This window comes from Rhodococcus sp. NPDC127593, assembly GCF_042671975.1.
In the GTDB taxonomy this organism is placed as follows: Bacteria; Actinomycetota; Actinomycetes; order Mycobacteriales; family Mycobacteriaceae; genus Rhodococcus_F.
The window spans coordinates 73,276-95,712 of the sequence record NZ_JBHXWI010000027.1; the positions used below are offsets into that span (position 1 = coordinate 73,276).

24 protein-coding genes are annotated in these 22,437 nt (G+C 68.3%); 16 read left to right on the forward strand and 8 right to left on the reverse strand.

All coding sequences use genetic code 11. The annotated features are described in order from the left end of the window. Positions 1-191: 191 nt before the first annotated feature. Positions 192-1,235 (forward strand): helix-turn-helix domain-containing protein, encoded by a 1,044-nt coding sequence (locus ACFVJ3_RS24880; protein ID WP_378454582.1) that lies wholly within the window; start codon positions 192-194, stop codon positions 1,233-1,235. On the opposite strand, the gene ACFVJ3_RS24885 is transcribed toward ACFVJ3_RS24880, so the two are convergent. Then, positions 1,193-2,446, reverse strand: coding sequence for an acyl-CoA dehydrogenase family protein (locus tag ACFVJ3_RS24885; protein ID WP_378454583.1), 1,254 nt, complete (start codon positions 2,444-2,446; stop codon positions 1,193-1,195). The two genes, ACFVJ3_RS24880 and ACFVJ3_RS24885, sit on opposite strands and share 43 nt — an antisense overlap. A gap of 111 nt (positions 2,447-2,557) precedes the next feature. Between ACFVJ3_RS24885 and ACFVJ3_RS24890 the strand changes: the two genes are divergently transcribed. Both ACFVJ3_RS24890 and ACFVJ3_RS24895 read left to right on the forward strand, forming a co-directional pair. Then, positions 2,558-2,689, forward strand: a complete 132-nt coding sequence (locus tag ACFVJ3_RS24890) for a hypothetical protein (protein ID WP_378454646.1) — start codon at positions 2,558-2,560, stop codon at positions 2,687-2,689. Positions 2,690-2,766: 77 nt separating this feature from the next. Continuing rightward, positions 2,767-3,834 carry a LacI family DNA-binding transcriptional regulator gene (locus ACFVJ3_RS24895; RefSeq protein ID WP_378454584.1) on the forward strand — a complete coding sequence of 356 codons (1,068 nt, stop codon included), beginning with the start codon at positions 2,767-2,769 and terminating at the stop codon, positions 3,832-3,834. 115 nt (positions 3,835-3,949) lie between these two features. Here the strand turns inward: ACFVJ3_RS24895 and ACFVJ3_RS24900 are convergent, their stop codons facing one another. Next, positions 3,950-4,378 carry a PIN domain-containing protein gene (locus tag ACFVJ3_RS24900; protein ID WP_378454585.1) on the reverse strand — a complete coding sequence of 143 codons (429 nt, stop codon included), beginning with the start codon at positions 4,376-4,378 and terminating at the stop codon, positions 3,950-3,952. Between the two features lie 274 nt (positions 4,379-4,652). Here ACFVJ3_RS24900 and ACFVJ3_RS24905 point away from each other — a divergent pair, with 274 nt between their 5' ends. Further along, a complete protein-coding gene (locus ACFVJ3_RS24905) occupies positions 4,653-5,831 on the forward strand; it encodes a Gfo/Idh/MocA family protein (RefSeq protein ID WP_378454586.1) in 1,179 nt (392 codons plus the stop codon). Between the two features lie 50 nt (positions 5,832-5,881). Next, positions 5,882-6,883: a sugar phosphate isomerase/epimerase family protein gene (locus ACFVJ3_RS24910; protein ID WP_378454587.1), complete on the forward strand. Its 1,002-nt coding sequence runs from the start codon at positions 5,882-5,884 to the stop codon at positions 6,881-6,883. An 81-nt stretch (positions 6,884-6,964) separates the two neighbouring features. Here ACFVJ3_RS24910 and ACFVJ3_RS24915 read toward each other — a convergent pair whose 3' ends face one another. Beyond that, positions 6,965-7,864 carry a LysR family transcriptional regulator gene (locus ACFVJ3_RS24915; RefSeq protein WP_378454588.1) on the reverse strand — a complete coding sequence of 300 codons (900 nt, stop codon included), beginning with the start codon at positions 7,862-7,864 and terminating at the stop codon, positions 6,965-6,967. An 83-nt stretch (positions 7,865-7,947) separates the two neighbouring features. Here ACFVJ3_RS24915 and ACFVJ3_RS24920 point away from each other — a divergent pair, with 83 nt between their 5' ends. The 7 genes from ACFVJ3_RS24920 to ACFVJ3_RS24950 are packed head-to-tail and all read left to right on the forward strand — an operon-like array spanning position 7,948 to position 14,369. Next, positions 7,948-8,838: a DMT family transporter gene (locus tag ACFVJ3_RS24920; RefSeq protein WP_378454589.1), complete on the forward strand. Its 891-nt coding sequence runs from the start codon at positions 7,948-7,950 to the stop codon at positions 8,836-8,838. A 41-nt stretch (positions 8,839-8,879) separates the two neighbouring features. Beyond that, positions 8,880-9,464, forward strand: a complete 585-nt coding sequence (locus ACFVJ3_RS24925) for a biotin transporter BioY (RefSeq protein ID WP_378454590.1) — start codon at positions 8,880-8,882, stop codon at positions 9,462-9,464. Then, positions 9,461-10,582, forward strand: a complete 1,122-nt coding sequence (locus ACFVJ3_RS24930) for a class I adenylate-forming enzyme family protein (RefSeq protein WP_378454591.1) — start codon at positions 9,461-9,463, stop codon at positions 10,580-10,582. The genes ACFVJ3_RS24925 and ACFVJ3_RS24930 overlap by 4 nt, the downstream gene beginning before the upstream one ends. After that, positions 10,579-11,706 carry a thiolase family protein gene (locus tag ACFVJ3_RS24935; protein WP_378454592.1) on the forward strand — a complete coding sequence of 376 codons (1,128 nt, stop codon included), beginning with the start codon at positions 10,579-10,581 and terminating at the stop codon, positions 11,704-11,706. Before ACFVJ3_RS24930 ends, ACFVJ3_RS24935 begins: the two co-directional genes overlap by 4 nt. After that, the gene (locus ACFVJ3_RS24940) at positions 11,703-12,383 is read left to right on the forward strand and encodes an energy-coupling factor ABC transporter ATP-binding protein (RefSeq protein ID WP_378454593.1); all 681 of its coding nucleotides are present in this window, start codon (positions 11,703-11,705) and stop codon (positions 12,381-12,383) included. The genes ACFVJ3_RS24935 and ACFVJ3_RS24940 overlap by 4 nt, the downstream gene beginning before the upstream one ends. Then, positions 12,380-12,982 carry an energy-coupling factor transporter transmembrane component T family protein gene (locus ACFVJ3_RS24945; protein ID WP_378454594.1) on the forward strand — a complete coding sequence of 201 codons (603 nt, stop codon included), beginning with the start codon at positions 12,380-12,382 and terminating at the stop codon, positions 12,980-12,982. Before ACFVJ3_RS24940 ends, ACFVJ3_RS24945 begins: the two co-directional genes overlap by 4 nt. After that, positions 12,975-14,369: an AMP-binding protein gene (locus ACFVJ3_RS24950; RefSeq protein ID WP_378454595.1), complete on the forward strand. Its 1,395-nt coding sequence runs from the start codon at positions 12,975-12,977 to the stop codon at positions 14,367-14,369. The genes ACFVJ3_RS24945 and ACFVJ3_RS24950 overlap by 8 nt, the downstream gene beginning before the upstream one ends. Before the next feature lie 4 nt (positions 14,370-14,373). Here ACFVJ3_RS24950 and ACFVJ3_RS24955 read toward each other — a convergent pair whose 3' ends face one another. The 3 genes from ACFVJ3_RS24955 to ACFVJ3_RS24965 form a co-directional block, all read right to left on the reverse strand. After that, on the reverse strand, positions 14,374-14,694 hold the full coding sequence (locus ACFVJ3_RS24955) for a hypothetical protein (RefSeq protein ID WP_378454596.1): 321 nt from the start codon (positions 14,692-14,694) through the stop codon (positions 14,374-14,376). Further along, positions 14,691-16,064, reverse strand: coding sequence for an acyclic terpene utilization AtuA family protein (locus tag ACFVJ3_RS24960; RefSeq protein ID WP_378454597.1), 1,374 nt, complete (start codon positions 16,062-16,064; stop codon positions 14,691-14,693). The genes ACFVJ3_RS24955 and ACFVJ3_RS24960 overlap by 4 nt, the downstream gene beginning before the upstream one ends. A gap of 67 nt (positions 16,065-16,131) precedes the next feature. Beyond that, a complete protein-coding gene (locus tag ACFVJ3_RS24965; protein WP_378454598.1) occupies positions 16,132-17,442 on the reverse strand; it encodes a CitMHS family transporter in 1,311 nt (436 codons plus the stop codon). A gap of 154 nt (positions 17,443-17,596) precedes the next feature. Between ACFVJ3_RS24965 and ACFVJ3_RS24970 the strand changes: the two genes are divergently transcribed. Then, entirely contained in the window at positions 17,597-18,517 is a 921-nt protein-coding gene (locus ACFVJ3_RS24970; RefSeq protein WP_378454599.1) for a LysR family transcriptional regulator, read from the forward strand. A gap of 9 nt (positions 18,518-18,526) precedes the next feature. After that, positions 18,527-18,892, forward strand: coding sequence for a VOC family protein (locus tag ACFVJ3_RS24975; RefSeq protein WP_378454600.1), 366 nt, complete (start codon positions 18,527-18,529; stop codon positions 18,890-18,892). Between the two features lie 15 nt (positions 18,893-18,907). Here ACFVJ3_RS24975 and ACFVJ3_RS24980 read toward each other — a convergent pair whose 3' ends face one another. After that, positions 18,908-19,888, reverse strand: a complete 981-nt coding sequence (locus ACFVJ3_RS24980; RefSeq protein ID WP_378454644.1) for a LacI family DNA-binding transcriptional regulator — start codon at positions 19,886-19,888, stop codon at positions 18,908-18,910. Positions 19,889-20,075: 187 nt separating this feature from the next. Between ACFVJ3_RS24980 and ACFVJ3_RS24985 the strand changes: the two genes are divergently transcribed. Together ACFVJ3_RS24985 and ACFVJ3_RS24990 are read left to right on the forward strand one after the other, a co-directional pair. After that, positions 20,076-21,131: a Gfo/Idh/MocA family oxidoreductase gene (locus ACFVJ3_RS24985; protein WP_378454601.1), complete on the forward strand. Its 1,056-nt coding sequence runs from the start codon at positions 20,076-20,078 to the stop codon at positions 21,129-21,131. Positions 21,132-21,136: 5 nt separating this feature from the next. Further along, the gene (locus ACFVJ3_RS24990) at positions 21,137-21,919 is read left to right on the forward strand and encodes a TIM barrel protein (RefSeq protein ID WP_378454602.1); all 783 of its coding nucleotides are present in this window, start codon (positions 21,137-21,139) and stop codon (positions 21,917-21,919) included. A 10-nt stretch (positions 21,920-21,929) separates the two neighbouring features. On the opposite strand, the gene ACFVJ3_RS24995 is transcribed toward ACFVJ3_RS24990, so the two are convergent. Beyond that, positions 21,930-22,355, reverse strand: coding sequence for a hypothetical protein (locus tag ACFVJ3_RS24995; RefSeq protein ID WP_378454603.1), 426 nt, complete (start codon positions 22,353-22,355; stop codon positions 21,930-21,932). Positions 22,356-22,437: the final 82 nt, after the last annotated feature.

The window sequence follows — 22,437 nt, forward strand, 5'->3', positions numbered from 1 at the left end:
GCCGGGAACCGCAGTGCAGTTCGCAATTCGCCGGCTCGTGAACGACGCTAGTCTTCCGTGCCGAACGTCATCTGTGTGGAAACCGGACAGTTTCTTGACAACCCCGTCGGAACGCGCAGAATTTGGAGTGCAACAGGCACCGGTTCTGATTGCCCAGCACCGGTGACCCTGCCCAGAAACCGGGAGGTGTCATGCCCTATTGGTCCACCTCAGGTCTGAGTACTCGTGATCAGGCGAGTTACTGGGGTGACGTCGTGTGTGAAGCCTTCACTCCGCTGTCGCCGCAGCGTGGGCGTGCCCAGACTGCCCGTAGCGCGACCCCGGACGGGATTCCCGGGTGGGTGCGCTCGGAAGCGCTGGTCGAGACCAATTGCGCTGAGATCTCCTCGTGCACACAGCTACTGACTCACGGTCCCAGGGAGGTTCGCCGCGCGCCCCTGGATGCCTTGTTCGTGAACCTGCAGTTGGAGGGAACGTGCTACGGAGAGCAGGATGGACGCCGTTGCGTCGTCCATCCGGGCAGCTATGCCGTGTTCGACACGACGCGCCCGTACTCCCTCGAGTTCCGGGAGCCGGACGACGCGGCCAGGTGGCGGGTGCTGTCATTTCGCATTCCCCGGGATCAGTGGAGCGCGAACGTGCGGGGGGTCGGGGCGACGGCGCGTGCCATCGACACGACGAGCGGACCGGGAAACGTCGTCGGGGCAATGATGTCGTCCCTCTGGCGGGAGCGCCCCGCCTTCGACCAGACCATTGTGAGAGCCCTCGAGCGTTCTTTCACGGATGTTCTCGCCGCAGTGACCGAGCCCCCGGCTGGTGGAACTCGCACCGAAGGTCGCGATGCGGCGCTCCGCGAGGTCGTCCGCCGCTACATTCGCTCAGCCGTCCCTTTGGGCCGGGTGACCGCGGAGGCCGCTGCGCGCGAAGCCGCCGTCTCGGTGCGAACGCTGCACCGCCTGTTCCAGGCGGTCGGCGCCACGTTCGCGGAGTGTGTTCGGGACGAGCGCCTACAGGGGGCGATGCAGGACCTGGCGGTGGCGCCCGACTCGGTGACCGTGAGCGAGATCGCTGCGCGATGGGGCTTCTACGACAGCTCGCACCTGACCCGCACGTTTCAGAACTGCCTCGGTTGCACCCCCACGGAATATCGCGTCACGAGCAGAGCAGCGGATGGCCGGCCGTTCGTACGAGGTCACCCTGCCACGATTCCGGCGGCGGACAGCATCGGATCGTAGTCCGACCGCTTCATCAGGGCGTGGAGCTGCCGGCGCCGAACGCCCATGTTGCCCCCGTCGTAGAGCGGGAAGCACAGGACGTCTTCCATGATTCCGGCGATCGGTGTCTGGTCTCCGTAGGAGTTCACTCCCACCACACGCATCGTGTCGTACACCACCTGTACCGCAAGTTCGGATGCGTAGATCTTGACCATGTGGCCGAGCTCTTCGTCGGCGCCGCCGGTCTTGTCGTAGAGGTCGCATGCTTTCCAGGTGAAGTATCGAGCGGCCTCGATGCGGGTCTTGATGTCGACCAGCATGTAACCGACGTTCTGGTAGTCGATGATCGGGACCGGGCCCGAACGATTGTCGCTCTTCGCGAAGGTGAAGGCGTAGTCGAATGCCGCCCGCATCCGGCCGACACACGCGGCCCCGATGATCGACGAGGTCCAGTTGAACGTCTTCCGGACGATCTCCATGCCGTCACCGGGCTTTCCGATGATGTTCGAGGCCGGCACGCGAACATCGGTGAACGTGATACGAGGTGATGCCGTGGCACGGTGCCCCATGGTGTCGATATAGGACTCGACAGCGACCCCGGGTGTGTCCCCGGGCACGACGATCACGGCCATCGACTCGTTCAAGGGAAGCGTCGGATCCGTACGGCAGAGAACGCTGATCAGCGCGGCACCGTTGCCGTCCCACCCCGAACCATTGGTGGTGAAGTGTTTGTCCCCGTTGATCACCCATTCGTCGCCGTCCAGGCGCGCGAAGGTCTGCACACCTGCCGAGGCATCCGCATTGTCGAAGTTCGCGCCGCCGGCGGTCTCGGTGAACGCCCACGCCGCGAGTAACGGTTCACTGCCGGCGAAGGGTGGCAGGAACCTGGCCTTCTGATCCGCGGTTCCGAAGTGGATGATGGGCTGCAGCCCCAATCCGGTGCCGAGCAGCGCACTGGGAACGTTGATGTCGGCACGGGTGAGTTCTTCTGCCGCCAAGGCGAAATCGAGCGACGGCATAGCCGTGCCGCCGTACTCGACCGGCAGCAGCGCTTTGAGGAATCCGGCATGCACCATGTCCTGATAGAACGGTTTGATCGCCGCGAAGCGCGCCTCGGGCGTCGGAAGTGGGGCGATGACGCCTTCAACGAGACTGAGCCGCTCGTCGGCGAAGGCTCGCGCCGCCTTCTGCAGGGCCGCCTGGTCTGGACTCAGGTCGAAGTCGATTGCCATGGGGATCAGATCCTCCGTCGATTGTGTGACCCCGGACACGTCCGGGCGTGACACCTCAATAGTGGTCCCGCGCCCGCCCTCGACATTGGACGGTTGCGACAAGACTCTTGGATGGTTGTGCCAGGACCTGATCGTCGGGCGTTCTACCGCCAGCTCCTCCTCAACGCTGCCGTGGTCGTCGTCGCGGTTGCGCCCGCGCTCTGCTGGCTGGTTCTCGTCGTGGCACCCGGACTGTTCGGGTAGGTAGCCCGGTCTAGTACTTCGGTCTATGTCGGATACTCTGGGTGGGCCTCGTGCTCGGTGAGCGAAAGGGTCTGCACATGCGAAGCGACGACGACGCCCGGAGTGGCGGTTCCGTTCCGATGCCCCGGCAGGCCGTCACCATGCAGGACATCGCCGACCGCGTGGGCGTGTCGAAGGCATTGGTCTCCATGGTGTTTCGGCGTGTGCCCGGACCGAGTTCCGAGACGCGGAAACGGGTCCTCGACGTCGCTGACGAGCTCGGGTACCGACCGAACCGTACGGCCGCACTGATGTCGCTCCGGCGGACCCACCTCGTGGGGGTGTCGGCGGATATTCGCAATAGCTTCCACGCCGAGATGGTCGAGTACATCGTCGCCGCCGCCGACGAGCACGGGTACGAGGTGGTGCTCGGTGCGCTGACTCCCACGCACGCCGAACCGAAAGTCGTCGAAACGCTGCTCGATTTCCGGTGCGAAGCCTTGATCCTGCTCGGCACCGAACTCGGCACCGACGTTCTCGACACGCTCGGGGAACGGGTACCGGTGGTCGTGGTCGGTCGCCGCGTCGGTGACGGCGCCGTCGACGTCGTGCGGACGGCGGACGGCAAGGGGATCGGCACCGTCGTCGACCATCTCGTGGAGCTGGGGCATCGCCGAATCACGCACCTCAGCGGTGGTACGGGCACGATTGCGGCCGACCGGAGGTCGGGGTACACCCGTGCGATGCGTCGTCACGGACTCGATATCGACGTGGTCGAGGGCGACTTCACCGACAGTGCCGGAACGGTCGCTGCGGAGACTCTGCTCGGGCGGTCGCAGCTTCCCACCGCGGTGATCGCGGCCAACGACCGGAGTGCCATCGGGCTGATCGGCGAACTACGGAGCAGGGGCGTGCGGATCCCCGAAGACGTCTCGGTCTCCGGATACGACGACAGCGTGCTCGCCCAGCTCGCGCACATCGATCTGACGTCGGTCAATCAGCAACCGCGGGAGCAGGCCGCCACCGCGGTCGACGCGGTTATCCAACGGCTGGACCGGGGGAGGACCGAATCGGTCGCGACCGTCCTCCGACCGCGGCTCGTCGTGCGTCGTACCACCGGGCCCGCGCCCACACCGGTGGAAGGGGCCCGGTCGGGCGTGTCCTGACCTGCGACGGCCGTCAAGTTCGGTGGGCCGGGTTGCTCGGCCGGCAAGGGCAGGGTGCTCAGGCAAACTGAGCGAGTCCCAGTAACCGCAACCCCGCATCGATCGCGGGTTGTCCTCAGAGGGTGTCGACATCCAGCAGGTGTTCGATGCCGCGAAGATCGTCCGCGTTGCGGGTGACGAGTCGGGCGTTGTTCGCGTGCGCGGTGGCGGCGATCATCAGATCGAGGGCTCGGGGCTGAGGTTTGCGGCCGTACGCTCGCGCTGCTGCGGCCAGCTGCCCGTAGCTTCGGGCGACACCTGCGTCGACGGGTAGGGGTTCGAACTTGCGTTCCACGGCGATCAACCGCTGCAATCGCTGAGCTCGCTGCTGCGCGATGGTCGCGACAAGGAGTCCGAAGTGTAGTTCCGCAGGCTTGCGAGGTTGATGGGCAGCGACCCGAGGGTTGGGGTGTGTTTCGTAGAGGGTGACGTCGGAACCGATGCGGCGCAATGCGATTGCAGTCGCGGTCCCGGACACACCTCCCTCTGCGACGATGGTCTGCATGCACCCCTCCTGAACTGGCATTCATTGAAATCAAGTTCAGTGAAAGTTTATTCAGTGTGCGCGGTGGAGGGTGTTCGTGAAGGGGTCGGACCCGTTTGCCGCCCCGTCGGGCCGGGGCTTGACAGGGTGTCGTGACTCAGCTCATAGTAGTCGTACTAGACCGGTTAAATAGACCGAACTAGCCGGAGGGCGTCTTCACTCATCCGTGCGGGTGTCTGCGGGTAGCCGACGTGCACTCCCGCCGGGTCAACATCACACCGAAAGGCTTCCACACATGACTTCCAACTCGATCGGTGTCGCCGTCATCGGCGGCGGCATGGCCGGACGAGCACACGCCGCCGGATATCGCATGGCGTCGACGCTGTTCGGAACCGACCGCCCCGACGTGCGTCTGGTCGCGATCGCCGACACCAACCAGGCCGTCGCCGACGACACCGCGAAGCGGTACGGGTACGAGCGGGCCGAGTACAGCTGGCAGGCCATCGCCGAATCGCCGGACATCGACGCCGTGAGCGTCGTCGTCGCCAACCAGTTGCACCGGGAGATCGTCGAGGGCCTCCTCGCTGCGGGGAAGCACGTGCTGTGCGAGAAGCCGCTCGCCGGGTCCATCGCGGACGCCGAGGCCATGGTCGCCGCCGCCGCGGAAGCCGACACGATAGCCACGGTCGGGTACACCTACCGCCGGTCGCCGGCCATCCAGGCGATCCGCGACGAACTCGCGACGGGCCGCCTCGGCGACATCATCCACTTCAACGGGCACTACTGGTGCGACTACGGTCTCGATCCCGCTTCGCCGATCACCTGGCGATACCGCGGCGGTCCCGGAACCGGTGCGCTCGCGGACGTCGGCAGCCACCTGCTCGACATGGCCGAATTCGTGTGCGGCCCGATCGTCGAGATCAGCGGCGCGACCTTCGCCACGGTGATCACGGAGCGTCCCGTGCCCGCCGGAGTCACCTACGGCCACACCAAGGCCGAGACCACGGGTGAGATGGCGCCCGTCGAGAACGAGGACCTCGCGACGTTCACGGCGCGCTTCCAGAACGGCGCAGTCGGCACGTTCTCCGCTTCCCGTGTCGCGCACCAGCTTCCGGACGGACTCGGTTTCGAGCTGTTCGGGACGTCCGGCTCCGCGGCGTTCGACCTGGCTCGCGCCGCGGAATTCTCGGTGTCCAGCGACGGCCTCGACCGCACCGTGAACGGTCAGCGACGGGTGATCATCGGACCGCAGCACCCGTACATCCAGGGTGGCCTGCCGATGGATGCCGGCGGTGTCGGCCACGGCAAGGCGGAGTTCTTCGCCTACCAGGCCCGTGCGTTCCTCGACCAGATCGCCGGCATCGACGTCCTCGGCCCGCTGCCGACCTTCGCGCACGCCCTGCGCGGCATGCAGATCGTCACCGCCGTCGCGGAGTCCGCCCGCGCCGACGGAGCAGCCGTCAAGATCGGCTGAACCGCAAACCCCCTGAACCGCAACTTCTTCCCACCACGCAAGGAACCCTCATGAAACTCGGTGTGTACACCGCCATCCTGCACGACCGCAGCCTGCGCGAAGCGCTGGAGACCATCGCGTCCCTCGGACTCGAGGGCGCGGAGATCAACGCGGGCGGATTTCTGCCCGCCCCGCACCTGCCCGTCAAGGAACTCCTTTCGGGCGAGGTGTCACCGCAGGAGTACCTGAAGGTCTTCGACGAGACCGGCGTCTCCATCGCCGGCCTGAACTGCAACGGCAACCCGTTGCACGCGGACCCCGAGGTGGGCCCCGAGGACGCCGAGGACCTGCGCAACGCGATCAAGGTTGCCGGCCTGCTCGGTGTGGACCGGGTGGTCACGATGTCCGGGCTGCCCGCCGCGCACGCCGGCGGCCAGTGGCCGGCATGGCACGTGAACACCTGGGACAGCGGCTATCTCGACTCCCTCGACTACCAGTGGGATCAGGTCGCGGTGCCGTTCTGGAAGGAGATCGACGCGCTCGCCCGTGAGAACGGCGTGAAGGTCGCGATCGAGATGCACCCGCAGAACCTGGTGTTCAACCCGCCGACGCTGAAGCGCCTGGTCGAGAAGACCGGTGCGACGAACGTCGGCGCCGAGATGGACCCGTCGCATCTGTTCTGGCAGGGCATCGATCCGGTCGCCGCGGTCGACTGGCTCGGCGACCTCGTGTTCCACGCCGCCGCGAAGGACACCCGGATCAACGAGAACTGCAAGATCTACGGTGTTCTCGATGACCGGTTCACCCGCATCCCGGCCGACCAGAACCCCACCGGGCTCGGTGGCAAGCACGTGGTCAACAAGTGGCCCGAGGACTCGGCGTGGGACTTCGTCGCCGTCGGTCGCGGACACGACGTCGATTTCTGGTCCCGTTTCCTCGCCGCGCTGCAGCGGGTCGACCCCGACATGGCGGTCAACATCGAACACGAGGACGTCGAACTGGGACAGCTCGAAGGACTGCAGGTCGCGGCCCGCACCCTGAAGGACGCGGCTTCCGCCGTGGCATCCCGCTAGAAACCGCCCTGCGCACTCCCGCGATAAACCGCCCCGCCTGCCTACTCCCGCAGGCGGGGCGTCGTGCATCCGCCTGGCGGGTCATGTCGCGTCGGCTGATCGTCGTTCCCGGGTGACGGCGGCCAGGCGGTCGAGGACCAGCCGCAGCGGCGGCCAGGTCGACCTCCCACGGCGGGTCACGGCGTAGGCCGTGAGCACGACCTTCGGGTTGGCCAGCGGGAGGACGGTGACCTCGGCGCGGGTGGGACGGTCGGCGGGCAGCAGGCCCACGCCGTAGCCGGCGGCGACGAGGTCCTCGACGAGGTCGAGGCTGTCGATCTGGTGGGCGATGTGCGGTGTGAAACCCGCGAGCGAGGCGAGGGTGCGGACGGCGTCCTCGTCGGCGGTGTTGCGGGAGTTCACGATCCAGGGTGAACCGGCATAGGCCGCGACGTCTGCGGGTTCGTCGTCGCCGCGCGCGGGGACGCCGAGTCCCCAGGGGGTCGACCACAGGGGGACTGCCTCGAGAGCGGCGCCGGGGGATGCCGGTGCCAGGTTGTAGTCGTAGGTCAGTGCGAGATCGAGTTCGTCGTCGGCGAGCAACGCGAACGCCTCGACCGGCTCGTATTCGCTGATCACCACGTCCACCTGCGTGTGGGTGCGTGCGAGTTCGGCGACGACCGGGAGCAGCGACACCCGGATGCCCGTCGCGAAACCCCCGACGCGCAGGGTGCCGACCGGCTCGGCGTGGGGGTCGAGGTCGAGTCGGGCGGCGTCGACCGCCGCCAGGATGGTGACGGCGTGGTCGGCCAGCCGGCGACCGGCCGGAGTGAGCCGCACTCGGCGGCCGGTCGGTTCGACGAGCTGGGCACCCGTCTCCTTCGCGAGTGCCGCGATCTGCTGGGAGACGGTCGAGGTGGTCAGCCGGTGTGTCTCGGCGACCTCACGCATGGAGCCGAGACGGGAGAGCTCGAGCAGGAGATGCAGGCGTCGGGTGTCCACCCTCGCATTGTTCGCGATATCCGAATGGTTTGTCCATGAAAGTCACGTGGACGTGAACGGTCGACGTGTCATTCAATGCATGCATGACCAGGAACTCGACCCACGTCGGCGCGACGATGGCGCTGACCTCGATGCTGTGCGTGCAGAGCGGACTCGCGATCTCCGTCGGCGTGTCCGAGCGCGTCGGTGCCGAGGGTGCCGCCTGGCTGCGCCTCGCGTGGGCGGGAGTCCTGCTCGTCCTCATCGTGCGCCCTCGTCCGAAGGCGTTCACGCGTTCGTCCCTCGGCGCATGCGTCCTGCTCGGGGTGGTGACGGCAGCGGTCACATTGCTGTTCATGGCGGCGGTGGACCGGATCCCGCTGGGCACCGCCAGCGCGCTGGAGTTCCTCGGGCCCCTCGGCGTCGCTGTTCTGCACGGACGAGGCCGGCTGAAGTGGCCGGCGCTGGCAGCCGTGGGGGTGCTGCTGCTGACGCAACCCTGGGCGGGCGGCGTCGACCCGGTGGGAATCCTGTTCGCGCTGGGCGCGGCCGCGTGCTGGGCTCTCTACATCGTGCTCACCCAGCGCGTGGGCGACGAGGTGGCCGGTCTCAACGGGCTCGCGGTGTCCATGCCGGTCGCCGGGTTGGTCGCGACTGCGGTGGGCGGACCGTCGATGCTCGCGAAGATGACGCCGGACCTGTTGATCATCGGGCTGGGATTGGCGATACTGCTGCCGGTAGTGCCGTTCACGCTGGAGATGCTCGCCCTGCGCCGGCTGAACACCGCGGCGTTCGGGACCCTGATGAGCCTGGAACCGGCGTTCGCATTGATCATCGGGCTCGTCGTGTTGCACCAGGTGCCGGACCACGCGGCCGTGGCCGGGATCTGTTTCGTGATCGCGGCGGGGATCGGAGCAGCGCGGGCCGGGGCGCGAACGGCGCCCGACGAGGGCGAGGTCGCGGAGTCGGCCGCACCGTTGTCCGCGCCGACCTGATACCTTGAACGTCGTTCAAGTTTGAAGCAAGAGGAGTCGTCATGGCAGAGGTCGGGAGCGCTCGGGTGTCGAGGCTCGGTATTTCAGCGCGGGACATGGCGCAGATCGCGGTGTTCGCCGCGCTGATCGCGGCGCTGGGACTGCCCGGCGCCATCACGGTCGGCTTCAGCGGAGTGCCGATCACGCTGCAGACGCTCGGGGTCATCCTCGCCGGCGCGGTGCTCGGGGCTCGCAAGGGCACAGCCGCTGTCGCGGTCTTCATCGCACTGACCCTGATCGGCCTGCCTCTGCTGTCCGGTGGTCGCACCGGACTGACCGCGCTCGCAGGCCCCAGCGCCGGGTACCTCATCGGCTGGATTCCCGCGACGCTGGTCATCGGCCTCCTCACCGCTCGGATCCTCCCGAAGTACCCGATCGCGCTCGGTCTCCTGATCAACGCCCTCGGCGGGATCGTCGTCATCTACGTCTTCGGCACCGTCGGACTCCTGCTCCGCACCGATCTGGGTGTCGGCGCCGCCATCACCACCAACTTCGCGTTCATCCCCGGCGACCTGCTCAAGGTCGTCGTCGCGACCGTGGTCGCCAAGAGCGTGCATCGCGCGTACCCCGGCCTGATCCGTACGTGAGTTTCGAACTCGGCGGCTCCGGCGATCAGCCTGCTCTCGATTTCGAAGACCGCACCTACACGTATGCCGAACTCGACGGTGCCATCGACCGATGGATCCTCGAGCACGGCTCGGGTGCGCCTGCCTACGACGCGTCGACGCTGCCGGTCCCGGATGCCCTGATCTGCGTCTGCGCGGCGGCGCGGCAGGGGACGGCGGTGATCGTCGAGAACCCTGACGCGAGACCGGACCGCACGGTGATTCCGCCGTCCGCTTTTCTGCTGGTGGCGACGTCCGGCTCCACCGGCAGGCCGCGTCCGCTCGCGCGCACCGCGGCCTCCTGGTTCGACAGCTTCCCCGCCTTCACCGCGATCACCGGCATCGAAGCGACGGACCACGTGCTGATCACCGGGCCGTTGCACGCCACGATGCACCTGTTCGCCGCAGTGCACGCACTGTGGCGGGGCGCATGCGTCACCGACGACCCGTCCCGGGCGACGGTGGTGCACGCCGTTCCCGCCGTCCTTCGTGAGGTGGTGGGGAAGGCCCCGAAGCTGCGCACGGCGATCGTCGCCGGCACCGCCCTGGACGACGGCGCCCGCGCGGTGGCGGACGGCATCGAGATCGTCGAGTACTACGGCGCCGCGGAACTCTCCCTCGTCGCGGCGCGCCGGGTGCCCGAACCGCTCCGGTTGCTGGACGGTGTCGACGCCGACATCCGCGACGGTCTGCTGTACGTCCGGTCGCCGTACAGCGTGATCGGAGCCCCGGACTGGTTCGGGGTCGGTGACCTGGCCGAACTCGGTGACGACGGTGAGCTGACGGTGCGCGGCCGGGGTGAATCCGCGATCAACGTCGGCGGCACCACGGTGGTCGCCGAGGACGTCGAGCGCATCCTCGAGACGCTCGACGGTGTCGCCGCGGCGGCCGTCGTCGGATCGCCGCATTCGGTGCTCGGCGAGACCGTCACCGCCGTCCTGGAGCTCGACGGCACCGCGGAGATCGGTGACGTCCGTTCGCGAGCACGCCGGACGCTGACGAAGGAAGCCCTGCCCCGCCGCTGGGTGCCGATCGAGTCGATGCCGCGGACCGCCAGTGGCAAGGTCGCCCGAGGCCGAGTGAGAGACTGGCTGGCATGAGCTCTGTCCCTGTCCTGGTGGCGCCGCGTCGGACGCCGATCGGCAATGCCGGGCACGGGTTCGCCGATCTGACCACCACCGATCTGGCCGCCCCGGTGTTACGCGACGTCCTGACGTCGCTGCGGGGGTCGGGCATCGACGCCGAGATCGACGACGTCGTCCTCGGCAACTGCCTCGGACCGGGCGGCGATCCCGCGCGGGTCGCGGCCCTGCAGGCGGGGCTGGGTGTGGAGGTCCCCGGTGTCACCGTCGACCGGCAGTGCGGTTCCGGCCTCGACGCGGTGATGCAGGCCGCGCTCCGTGTGCGCAGCGGCGTCGACGAGCTGATTCTGGCGGGTGGCGTCGAATCGGCGAGCACGGCGCCGTGGCGGTTCTGGCCGCCGGTGTCGGGCGCCGATCCGGTGCGCTACACCCGAGCTCCCTTTGCGCCGCAAGGCTTCCCCGACCCCGACATGGGAGCGGCCGCGGACGATCTCGCGCGGGTGCGCGGCATCAGCCGTGAGCGGCAGGACGCGTACGCGGCGCGGTCGCACACGCTCGCGGCCGCCGCCGACTTCTCGTCGGAGATCGTGCCGGTCGGTGGCATCGACCGGGACCAGCGCATTCGGGCAGGCATGACCGAGGCCAGGCTCGCGCGGCTGCGCCCCAGTTTCGGTGCCGGCGGGACGGCGACGGCGGGGAATTCCTGCGGCATCTCGGACGGCGCCGCGGTGCTGGCGGTGACGACCGAGTCGCTGGCCGCCGGACTGCCGGCGTTGCGGATCCTCGGCTCCGCCGTCGCGGGATCGGACCCGGCGCTGCCCGGGCTCGGACCGGTACCCGCGATCCGCAAACTCCTGAAGAGGACCGGACACGACGTGGCGGATCTGGGCGTCGTCGAGATCACCGAGGCCTTCGCGTCGGTGGTGCTGGCGGTGTCGGACGAACTCGACCTGGACGAATCCGTGATCTGCCCACAGGGCGGCGCCATCGCCATGGGACATCCATGGGGCGCCTCGGGGGCGATCTTGTTGGTGCGCTTGGCAAGTCAGATGCTGCGCGAGGACGGACCCGCGCTCGGGCTCGCGGCCTGCGCCATCGGCGGCGGGCAGGGCATCGCGATGCTCGTGGAGCGCGTGTCGTGAGTGAGATCGTCTTCGATTCGGTGACCCATGCCTTCGGGGACCGCCCGGTGCTGCGCGGCGTCGACCTCCGTTTCTCCGAGCGCCGCGTCGGCATCATCGGCTCCAACGGCTCTGGCAAGTCGACCCTGGCGCGCATGATCAACGGGTTGCTGAAGCCCACCTCCGGCACCGTCACGGTCGACGGTGTCGACGCCGCCAGGAAGGGCGCCCAGGTGCGCCGCAAGGTCGGGTTCGTGTTCACCGACCCCGACACCCAGATCGTCATGCCCACGGTGTCCGAGGACCTGGCGTTCTCGCTGCGCCGGTCCGGTCTGAGCAAGCCGGAGATCGCCGCGCGCGTCGAGGAGATCCTGGTGCGGTTCCGGCTCGACCAGCACGCCGATCACCCCGCGCACCTGCTGTCCGGGGGCCAGAAGCAGCTGCTCGCCATCGGCGCCGTTCTCATCCGCAGGCCCGAGGTGATCATCGCCGACGAGCCGACCACGCTGCTGGATCTACGGAACGCCCGCGTCGTCGCCGAAGCGCTCGATTCGATGGACCAGCAGGTGATCGTCGTGACCCACCAACTGGCGTTGCTGGAGAGTTTCGAGCGGGTCATCGTCATCGACGACGGTCTCGTCGCGTTCGACGGAAGCCCGGACGACGCCGTCCCCGCGTACCGGCAGTTGGTCGAATGATCGGCCTGTACCGTCCGGGCGACTCGCTCCTGCACAGGATGCCCGCGGGGCTGAAACTGTTGCTGTTGATCGCGTCGATCGTCACGGCCACCGTGTTCGTGCGCACCCCGCTCGAGGTCGGTGTCGTCCTCCTGGTGGTGGGACTGCTGTTCGCGGTGGCCGCCATTCCGTGGCGGGTCGCCGTGGCGCAGCTGCGTCCGGTGGTGTGGATGTTGTTGATCATCGCAATCTTCCAGGTGCTGATCACGTCGCCCGCGCGGGCGGTCGTCGTGTGCGGGGTGCTGCTGATCTCGGTGGCGCTCGCCGCGTTGGTCACGCTCACCACCCGGGTCACCGACATGCTCGACACGGTGTCGCGCGCACTCGGGCCCCTGCGGAGGTTCGGGGTCGATCCGGACCGGATCGGGCTCCTGCTCGCGTTGGCGATCCGGTGTATCCCGCTGCTGACCGGGATCGTGCAGGAGGTGGCGCAGGCGCGGAAGGCGCGCGGGTTGCAATGGTCGATGACGGCGCTGGCCACCCCCGTTCTGGTCCGAGCCCTCCGGACCGCGGACGCGATGGGCGACGCCCTCGTCGCACGGGGAGTCGACGATGACTGAGCTGCTCGCCGAGCGCGTCGCTCGACGGGCCGCCGAGAACCCGGAGACGACAGCGGTCGTGTCCGCGCGCGAAACCGTCGACTACGGCCGGTTCTGGTCGCGGGTCACTCGCACCGCAGCCGGGCTCGACGGCATGAACCGGGTGGCTGTGCTGCCGACGTCGGATGTCGGATCGCTGGTGGTCGTGACGGCGGCGATGCACGCGGGAGTCAGCGTCGTGCTGCTGCACCGGCATCTCCTGCCCTCGCAGCTGAAGCGGGTGCTCGAGCTCGCGAAACCCGGCGCCGTGGTGGCCGCGTCGCACCAGCACACCAGGCTTCGGAGACTGGGATTCGACGGGACCGTCGAGACGGCGGAGAGCCTCGAATCCGACGGCGCCGCGGACCGGGCGCATCCCGACACCGAACTGCTGGTCGGCATCACGTCCGGCACCACCGGTGAGCCGAAGCTGTTCGTGCGCAACCAGCGATCGTGGGCCACGACCCTCGACCGCTCGGACGCGACGTTCGACATCGGCAGCGGGGATCGCGTGGCGGTGCCCGGCGTTCTCGACCACACGCATTTCCTGTACGGCGCGCTGCACGGCCTCACTCGCGGGGCGACGGTGGATCTGCGACCGGTCACGCACTCGCTGCGCGACGCGGCCACACATCTGTACTCGGTACCCACCATCGCCTGGGACGTGGTGCGGTCGGGGATCGGTCCGGTCGGCAGCGTCCGCGAGGTGCTGTCGTCGGCGGCCCGGTGGCCGCGCACGGGGCGTCAGGCGTTGCAGGAGGTGTTGCCGAATGCGTCGCTCGTGCACTTCTACGGCGCATCCGAACTCAGTTTCGTGTCGTTCGACCGGGGTCTCGGCGCCGCCGACGAGCATGCGGCAGGCGAACTGTTCGACGGCGTCGACGCAGAGATCCGCGAGGGCCTGGTTCACGTGCGCAGCAACATGCTGTTCGACGGATACCTCACCGAAGACGGCGTGGTGAACGGCCCCGCCGTCGGGTGGATGACGGTGGGGGACCGCGGGCGGGTGGCGGGCAACAGCCTGCAGTTGTTCGGCCGCGACAGCGACACGGTGATCCGGGCGGGACTCAATGTGGAACCGGCCGCCATCGAGGCGGCGTTGACCGCACTTCCCGGGATCTCGGAAGCTGCGTGCATCGGAGTGCCCGACAGCCGGATGGGCGAGGCACCGGCCGCCGCGATCGTGGTGGCCGGCGACGGGCCGAGTTCCAGCGAGATCTGGCGGCATCTGCGCGCCACGTTACCCAGCCCGAGCATGCCGGTTCAGGTTCTCGCGGTCGACAGCTTGCCGCGCACGCCGCGCGGCAAGCTCGATCGTCAGGCGCTCGCCGCCACCCTGGCAGCTTCCCGTAACCGGAATCCCGCCTAGCCCGTCAGATTTCGAGGCTCAGCAGGTGGTAGCCCAGCGTCTTGCCGTGTCCGTCGAGTGCGGGTGAACCGGTGACGCCGCCGCCGAGGACGCCGGGCAACTCGAACACCATCGCCATCAGGTTCGGCTGGCAGGTGCGCCGGGCCCGGCCGGTGATCAGTTCACCGTAGTGGGCGGCGACGACGTCCTCGGTCAGGCTCCGGGTGAGATGACGGTAGGCGGCGCGGTCCCGGGCCAGCACGGCGAGGATGAGCGTGTCCCCCTTGTCTCCGGCACGGACGTCTGCGAGCGTGTCGATCTTCTGAACAGTTGCGGGCGTCGTCATTTCGTCACCTCCGTGAGATGCACCCGGGTGGACACGAGGTCGCGGGGCAGGGTGCACGAGCGGATCGCGAGTACCTCGGTCGCCGACCGCCGGGCACCGCCGCCGCCCGCCGGCCCGTTGGTGTACAGACTTTCCACTTCCCAGCCGACGAGGTCGGCTTCGTCGCGGGTGCGTGCGCGGGCGGTCACTCTCAGGCGAACCTCGTGGGCATCGGTGTCCATGTCGAGTCCGCGGAAAGCCGCACCGGCGCCGATGTATTCGACGGAGACCGCGTCCTCGGTGAAACCGTGCACGTCGACGAGTCGTTCGGTGACGATATCCGCGGCGAGCCGGGCGCGGGGGTAGGCGCGTGGACCCGCGTAACTGATCTGGCCCTCACCGAGCCAGCCGCCACGGAAGCCGAGGGTGACCTTCAACTGCTCGGGGCGGGGTCGCCCCGTCGCGCCGGTGATGGCGACCCGGTCGGGTCCGACACTGGTGAACGACACGTTGCCGAAGTCCGCGGTGACGTCGGGGGTCAGGTACGACGTGGGGTCTCCCACCTCGTACAGGAGTTGCTCGGCGCACGTTCGTTCGGTGAGTATGCCGCCGGATCCGTCGAGTTTGCCGAATGTCGCCGATCCGTCGGCGAGGACGTCGGCGAACGGGAAGCCGAGATCGGCCATACCCTTCACCGGTTTGGTGACGGGATCCGCGTAGTAGCCGCCCGTGAGCTGTCCGGCGCACTCGAGCAGGTGTCCGATCGCGGTTGCGGCGCCGATGGTTTCGTGATCGGCCAGGTCCCATCCGAAATGGTGGGCGAGTGGGGCGACGTAGAGGGAGGGGTCGGCCAGACGCCCCGTGACGACGACGTCGGCGTCCAGTTCGAGCGCGGGGATCACGGCGTCCGCCCCGATGTATGCGTTCGCGGAGACGAGCGTCTCGTCGTGCTCCGACAGGCGTCTCCCGGTTTCCCATACGACGGGGTCGTGGCGCAGCACCTGCTCGAGCACCGCGTCGCCCGTGATCGCAGCGATGCGCACCTGCCGGTCGGCGAACCGGGACGCGATGCCGGAGACCAGTTCGGCAGCGGCGAGAGGGTTGGCGGCACCGGCATTGGTGATCACCGTGGTCCCGGACGCGAGCGTGTGCGGGAGAACCGCGCGCATGCGTGCGGCGAGGAGCGGATCGTATCCTTCGTCCGGGTTCTCGAGCCGGCGAGAGTTTCCGGCGGCGACGGTGCGTTCGCCGAGGCATTCGAAGATCAGGTAGTCGAGGTCGGCGTGCCGGGCGAGTTTCTCGGCGGGGTCGATGCGATCCCCGGAGAACCCGGATCCTGCGCCGAGTCGCACGCTCCGCGAGGCGCTGCCGCGGGTGCTCGATGGTGTCACGGGCTCGAAGTCCTTTGCTCGTTCGATGTGTGGTGGGTGGGCCGGCGTGCGGCGGTGTCGTGGACGACTACAACGAGATGGCCCCGGTGAGCAGGGCCACGACGGTCATCACGATGGTGGTCCCGAAGGCCCAGCCGAAGATGAACCGCTGGTGCTTGCCGAGGTCCACCTTGCTCAGTCCGATCAGGATGAAAGTCGCGGCGGTCAGCGGGCTGAGCGGGAATCCGGTGGTCATCTGGCCGAGGATGGCGGCGCGGCCGATCTCCGCGGGGTCGCCTCCGAACGATGCGGTGGTTTCCGCGAGCACCGGGACGACGCCGAAGTAGTACGCGTCCGGGGTGAAGACCAGACTGAGCGGCATCGACGTGACCGCGGTGATGACGGGGATCAGGGAGCCGGCGGACTGCGGAATCCAGGAGACGAAGGTCTGCGCCATCGCGGTGATCATTCCGGTGCCGTTGAGGATTCCGGTGAGCACGCCCGCCGCGAGGATCATCGCCACCACCATGGTGACGTTGCCGCCGTGCTTCGCGAACAGGGCCTGCTGGTCGTCCCATTTCGGGCGGTTGACGGCGAGCGCAAGTGCGAATGCGATGGCGAATGCCACCTCCAGCGGCACGAGCTGGAACAGCAGGATCACGATCAGAACGAGGGTGAGCACCGTATTGAACGCCATCACCGCCCGTTGGCGGCCGGTGCGCACCGGCGCGTCGGAGAGGTGCGGCGTGCCGGGACCACCGGCGCCGGGAGACGCCAGTTCGGTGACGCCGAGCCGCTTTCGTTCGGTGCGGCCGATCATGTAGGCGGCGAACAGGACCCACAGGACCCCGGCCCCCATCGCGGGCAGGACCGGCGTGAAAATGTCGGCGCTGGTCAGGTCGAGCGCGGCCATGGCGCGGACGGTCGGGCCGCCCCACGGAATCATGTTCATCAGTCCCGCGGCCAGGCAGACGATGCCGGTCAGGACGACCGGGCGCATCCCGAGTCTCTGGTAGATGGGCAGCAACGCCGAGATGGTGATCAGGAAGGTCGAGGTTCCGTCGCCGTCGAGCGCGACGAGCAGGGTCAGCACCGCGGTTCCGACGGCGATCTTGGTGGGATTGCCACCTGCCCACCGGACGATCCGGCGGATCGCCGGGTCGAACAGTCCCACGTCGACCATCAGACTGAAATACAGGACCGCGAAGGCGATCATGATGGCGACGGGCGCGACCTTCAGCAGACCGTCGCCCACCATCTCCCCGAGGTCGGGTGCCCATCCGCCCACGATCGCGAATGCGACGGGGACGAGGATCAGCGCGACGAGCACCGAAACTCGTCGGCTGAACGCTAGCGCCAGGAAACAAGCGATCGTGGCGAACCCGAGCGCGGCAACCATGTGACCTCCTTCGAAATGGAGTCTCAGTGTCACGCGCCTCACAATTGCGCGTCAAATATCAATGAATGATCGATTTATGAGTTCAACTCATGAATGCGTAGATGCAGCTTGGCGAGGGGTACGGCAGCCCAGCGCATGAATACCGGCCATACTGATGCGCATGAGCATCAATCTCGGGATTTCTCACCTGAGGAGCATCGTCGCCATCGCCGACTACGCGAGCTTCACCTCGGCGGCCCACGCACTCGACGTGTCTCAGTCCTCGCTGAGCCGCTCGGTCGCCGAGGCCGAGCGCAGACTCGACGTCACGCTGTTCGAACGCACCACCCGCCGGGTCGAGCTGACCACGCACGGGCACGAGATCATCGAGCACGCCCGGCGGATGCTCCACGACTTCGACGACGGGCTCACGCAGATCGAACGATTCGTCACCGGTGACCGCGGAATCGTGACGGTGGCGTGCCTCCCGTCGCTCGCGGCCACGTTCCTTCCTCCCTACGTGGTGAGCTTCCGCGAGCGCCACCCCGACGTGCGGCTGCAGATCCGGGACGGACTGCGTCAGGAGGTTCTCGACGCCGTGTACTCGGGCACGGTCGACCTCGCCCTGGTCACCACCTCAGGGATTCTGCCCGGCCTGCAGCAGGACGTCCTGACGAGCGACTCCTTCTATTGCGCCGTCGCGCCGACACATCCGTTCGCCGATCGGCCGGTACTCCGATGGTCGGATCTCGCCGGGCAACCGTTCATCGCGTTCGGACCCGAGAGCAGCATCGCGGCGCCCGTCCGCCGGGCCGTCGAGGACGCACGCATCGAACTCGGACCTGTCATGCAGGCGCAGAACATCGGCGCGGTAGCAGGATTGGCGGCGGCCGGGCTCGGTGTCACCGCGGTACCCGAACTCGTGCTTCCCATGATCTCGTTCGCCGGTCTCGTCCACATACCGCTGCAGCCGACGGTCGAACGCACCATCTCGCTGGTTCAGGTCGCCGGCCGACCCCAGACGGCGAGCACCCGCGGTTTCGTGAACATGCTTCTCGCCGAAAGAACTCCCGATCGAGGAGCTGATTGCGGCTAGAGTTCCGGCATGTCACCTTCTCGCGCAGATCACCATCGACTGAACTACGTGGAGTTGTCGGTCACGGACCTCGCAGACGCGGAAGCGTTCTACCGCTCGGCATTCGGCTGGGAGTTCAATGCCTACGGCCCGCAGTACGCGGGCATCGTCGGTGCAAACGGGGAGGAGGTCGGAGGCCTGCTGCAGGTGCCGGACCGGAAGCCGGCAGGCGGACCGTTGGTGCTGCTGTACTCGGTGGATCTCGACGCGTCGGTGGATGCGGTGCGGGCGGCGGGCGGCACCGTCGTCAACGGCCCGTACGACTTTCCCGGCGGGCGCCGCTTCCACTTCACCGACCCGAGCGGCAACGAACTCGGTGTGTGGTCGTCGTCCTAGCATCGGGCAGAGGATCTAGTCGCGGAGTGCGACAGGGCCGGTGGTCGCGCGGCGGACGAGGTGTGGCGCGAGTACGAGGTCGACTGCCTTGTTGCCGGCGATCTGAGCCAGTGCTCCGTCGACGGCGGCTTCGGCCATCTGCGTGGCGTCCTGGGAAATCGTCGTCATCTGCACGTGCGGAATCCTCGCCAGGCGGGAGTCGTCGTAGCCCACGACGGAAACGTCCGCGGGCACGTCCCGGCCCCGGCGGACCAGTAGGTCGAGCACGCCGGTGGCGCACCGGTCGTTGAAGGCGACGACGGCGGTCGGGGGAGCAGGCATCCCCAGAAGTTCGTGCATGCCTTGTGCACCTTCAGTTTCCGTTGTACCGCCGGCCACGACCGTTGCCGAAGCCGACAGTCCGTGCCGGTCCATCGCAGCCAGGAACCCGGCCCTCCGGTCGGCGCCGCCGGGCGCGTCGGCGCCGTCGATATGGGCGATGTTCCGGTGCCCGAGTTCGGTGAGGTGGTCGACGGCCAGGGTGATGCCGGCGATGTCGTCGCCCCGCACGGCACCGACTCCGGGCAGGCCGCTTGCGCGTGCCACGACGAGGGAGGGCACGCGGTCGGCCAGCGCGCCGAGCGCGTCGGCGTCGAATCGGGACCCCAGGAGGATCGCCGCCTCGCAGCGCTCCCGCATCAGCGCCTGGACGGCGACCTGCTCGGCACGGCTCGGGGCGACCGCGCTGAGCATCACGTCGTAACCCCGGCGGGTGGCCGCCGCGTAGATCTGTTCGACGAGATCGCCGTGGAACGGCTGCTGCAGTTCGAACACGACGCCGAGCAACCGGGAACTGGCCTGGCGCAGTTTCTGTGCGCGACGGTCCGGCACGTAGCCCATCTCGTCGGCGATCTCGAGCACCCGCCGGCGAGTGGCCTCGCTCGCGCCGGGGACGCCCCGCATCACGATCGAGACGAGCGCGGTGGAGACCCCTGCTGCGCGCGCGACGTCGCCCATCGTCGGACGAGCGCCACCGGTCGATCCCGCCACCGGTTCGACCACGTGCACGGCTCCTGTCCTCCGGGCCCCGCGCTGTTCCGCTCGAAGCTGCTCTTGACCAATGATCGCATGAGTTCTACGGTCTTGAACTAGAACGTACTAGTTCGCCTCGGCCTCCACCCTTCCACTGCACTGGAGCACACCCATGTCACTCACCGAAGCCGCAACCGTCCACTCGGCGGCGCCCGCTCCCCACCCGGTACGCATCGCGACGATCGGTGCCGGACGCATCGGCTCGAATCACGCGGAGATCGTGGCCCGCCTGGTCCCCGGGGCGTCGCTCGTCGCGGTCAGCGACCCCGTCGGCGAGTCCGCGCAGCGTCTCGCCACCACGCTGGGAGCGCCGCTCGCCACCACTTCCGTCGACGACGTCCTCACCAGCGACGACGTCGATGCGGTGCTGATCACCGCCCCCGCGCGGAGTCACACGGACCTGGTCGTCGCGGCCGCGGCCGCCGGCAAGCACGTGTTCGTCGAGAAGCCGATGGCAGTGACCCTCGCCGACGCCGACCGCGCCATCGCGGCGGCCGCCGACGCCGGCATCGTCCTGCAGGTCGGATTCAATCGCCGATTCGCTCCCGGATTCGCCGCCGCCCGCGCCGCGATCGACGCGCAGAAGGTCGGAACCCCGCAGCTGCTGCGTTCGCTGACCCGCGACCCCGGGCCGTACACCGCCGATCCGGCACGCGTTCCGCAGTGGACGATCTTCCTCGAAACGCTCATCCACGACTTCGACACCCTCTGCTTCCTCAACCCCGGCGCACGACCGGTGCGGGTGCACGCGGTCGCGGACGCCCTGGTGCGACCGGACGCCAAGAACGCCGGTTATCTCGACACCGCGGTGGTGACCGTCCAATTCGACAACGGTGCCATCGCCACGGCGGAGGCGAGCTTCAGCGCGCTGTACGGATACGATGTGCGCGCCGAGGTATTCGGCTCCGGCGGCATGGTCACCGCAGGCAGTGGGCTCAGCACCGACATGACCTACTACGGTCCCGAAGGACTCCACGCCGACACCGCGCGCCGCGACACCGACCTCCTGCACTCCGCGTACGTCGGGGAACTGACCGCCTTCGTCGACGCGATCCGCACCCACACACCGGCCGTCGTCACAGGCCAGGACGCCCGCACCGCGCTGTCGATCGCACTCGCCGCCATCCGCAGCGTCGAGACCGGCTCCGCCGTCGACCTGGACGCGTGACACCGATGGCCACGTACGCGCTCGCCGCCAGCGCCGAAATGCTCTACCTCGACCTGCCGTTCCCGGACCGCGTGCACCGCATCGCCGAACGCGGACTCCAGGTCGAGATCTGGGACTGGTCGACCAAGGACATCGACGCTCTCGCCGCCAGCGGCGCCGAATTCTCCTCGATGACCGGTTATCTGGAGGGCAACCTCACCGAACCCGACGGCATCGAGGCCCTGCTCGCCACGGCGTTCCAGTCCCTCGACGTCGCGAAACGGCTCGACTGCCCGCGGCTGAACCTGCACGGAACCGGACTCGACAGCCGGGGACTACCCGTCCGGCCGGTCGAAACGGTTACGCCCACAATGTGGCTCACCGCCGCCGACACTCTGCGGAAGGTTGCCGAACTCGGTGAACAGGCGGGGCGGGTGTTCACGCTCGAGAATCTCAACCTCGCCGTCGATCATCCCGGTACCCCATTCGCGTCCGCGGCCGACACTCTCGCCCTTGTCCAGGCGGTCGACAGCCCCCACCTGCGTATGAATCTCGATCTCTATCACGCCCAGATCGGCGAGGGAAACCTCATCGAACTCGTCCGAAAGGCGCTGCCCTACATAGGGGAAATTCAGGTCGCCGACGTCCCCGGACGCTGCGAACCCGGAACCGGCGAAATCCACTACCCGGCTGTCGGGGCCGCCCTCCGCGACATCGGTTACACCGGCGTCGTCGCACTCGAAGGGTGGGCGAAGAACGATCCGGACGACGCGCTCGACGCGTTCGAGGCCGCTTTCGCGCACCCGTAGGGTATGTCTGTCACGCGGAGGTCATCGTCGTTCGCGCGCAGATCGGTCGCTGCTCGAACCGGTGGCCGGACAGACGCCCGGTGTCGTGGGCCTCGATCATCCGCTGCTCCGCGCATTGGGAACCGCGCAACGGCAGGGAGGAGGCAGCCGCGGTGTCGAGGAGCGCACGCAATGCCGGTTGTTCGGCGGCCAGCGCCCGCCACGTCGCATTCAAGGGGGTGCCGTCCTCGACCGCCTGGTCGAGGCGGGCCGCGAGGTGGTTGCTCCACCGGTGCTGAAGGGCGACCAGGATGGTGTCGGCCGAGCCGAAAAGCTCGATCGCGCCGGGTACTTCGTCGAACCGCAGGGCCCGTGCGGGGTCGGTGTGCGCCCGCGCCAGGATCTCTTCCAGTACCGCCCGGCGTGCACGGAAATCGTTCCACGACATCTCGGCCACCTCCGTTGTTCCGTTGATGACTGCAACGCTACGGATCCGCGGCAGCGGTTTCGCCGCGCCACGGTCGCGTTCTCGTCTCCTA

Coding starts and splice junctions, on each gene's coding strand:
- ACFVJ3_RS24985 (WP_378454601.1), top strand. CDS start 20,076: ATGTCACTCACCGAAGCCGCAACCGTCCACTCGGCGGCGCCCGCTCCC.
- ACFVJ3_RS24945 (WP_378454594.1), top strand. CDS start 12,380: ATGATCGGCCTGTACCGTCCGGGCGACTCGCTCCTGCACAGGATGCCC.
- ACFVJ3_RS24975 (WP_378454600.1), top strand. CDS start 18,527: ATGTCACCTTCTCGCGCAGATCACCATCGACTGAACTACGTGGAGTTG.
- ACFVJ3_RS24935 (WP_378454592.1), top strand. CDS start 10,579: ATGAGCTCTGTCCCTGTCCTGGTGGCGCCGCGTCGGACGCCGATCGGC.
- ACFVJ3_RS24980 (WP_378454644.1), bottom strand. CDS start 19,888: ATGGGCGACGTCGCGCGCGCAGCAGGGGTCTCCACCGCGCTCGTCTCG.
- ACFVJ3_RS24965 (WP_378454598.1), bottom strand. CDS start 17,442: ATGGTTGCCGCGCTCGGGTTCGCCACGATCGCTTGTTTCCTGGCGCTA.
- ACFVJ3_RS24895 (WP_378454584.1), top strand. CDS start 2,767: ATGCGAAGCGACGACGACGCCCGGAGTGGCGGTTCCGTTCCGATGCCC.
- ACFVJ3_RS24885 (WP_378454583.1), bottom strand. CDS start 2,446: ATGGCAATCGACTTCGACCTGAGTCCAGACCAGGCGGCCCTGCAGAAG.
- ACFVJ3_RS24920 (WP_378454589.1), top strand. CDS start 7,948: ATGACCAGGAACTCGACCCACGTCGGCGCGACGATGGCGCTGACCTCG.
- ACFVJ3_RS24910 (WP_378454587.1), top strand. CDS start 5,882: ATGAAACTCGGTGTGTACACCGCCATCCTGCACGACCGCAGCCTGCGC.
- ACFVJ3_RS24925 (WP_378454590.1), top strand. CDS start 8,880: ATGGCAGAGGTCGGGAGCGCTCGGGTGTCGAGGCTCGGTATTTCAGCG.
- ACFVJ3_RS24955 (WP_378454596.1), bottom strand. CDS start 14,694: ATGACGACGCCCGCAACTGTTCAGAAGATCGACACGCTCGCAGACGTC.
- ACFVJ3_RS24890 (WP_378454646.1), top strand. CDS start 2,558: ATGGTTGTGCCAGGACCTGATCGTCGGGCGTTCTACCGCCAGCTCCTC.
- ACFVJ3_RS24905 (WP_378454586.1), top strand. CDS start 4,653: ATGACTTCCAACTCGATCGGTGTCGCCGTCATCGGCGGCGGCATGGCC.
- ACFVJ3_RS24950 (WP_378454595.1), top strand. CDS start 12,975: ATGACTGAGCTGCTCGCCGAGCGCGTCGCTCGACGGGCCGCCGAGAAC.
- ACFVJ3_RS24990 (WP_378454602.1), top strand. CDS start 21,137: ATGGCCACGTACGCGCTCGCCGCCAGCGCCGAAATGCTCTACCTCGAC.
- ACFVJ3_RS24900 (WP_378454585.1), bottom strand. CDS start 4,378: ATGCAGACCATCGTCGCAGAGGGAGGTGTGTCCGGGACCGCGACTGCA.
- ACFVJ3_RS24880 (WP_378454582.1), top strand. CDS start 192: ATGCCCTATTGGTCCACCTCAGGTCTGAGTACTCGTGATCAGGCGAGT.
- ACFVJ3_RS24970 (WP_378454599.1), top strand. CDS start 17,597: ATGCGCATGAGCATCAATCTCGGGATTTCTCACCTGAGGAGCATCGTC.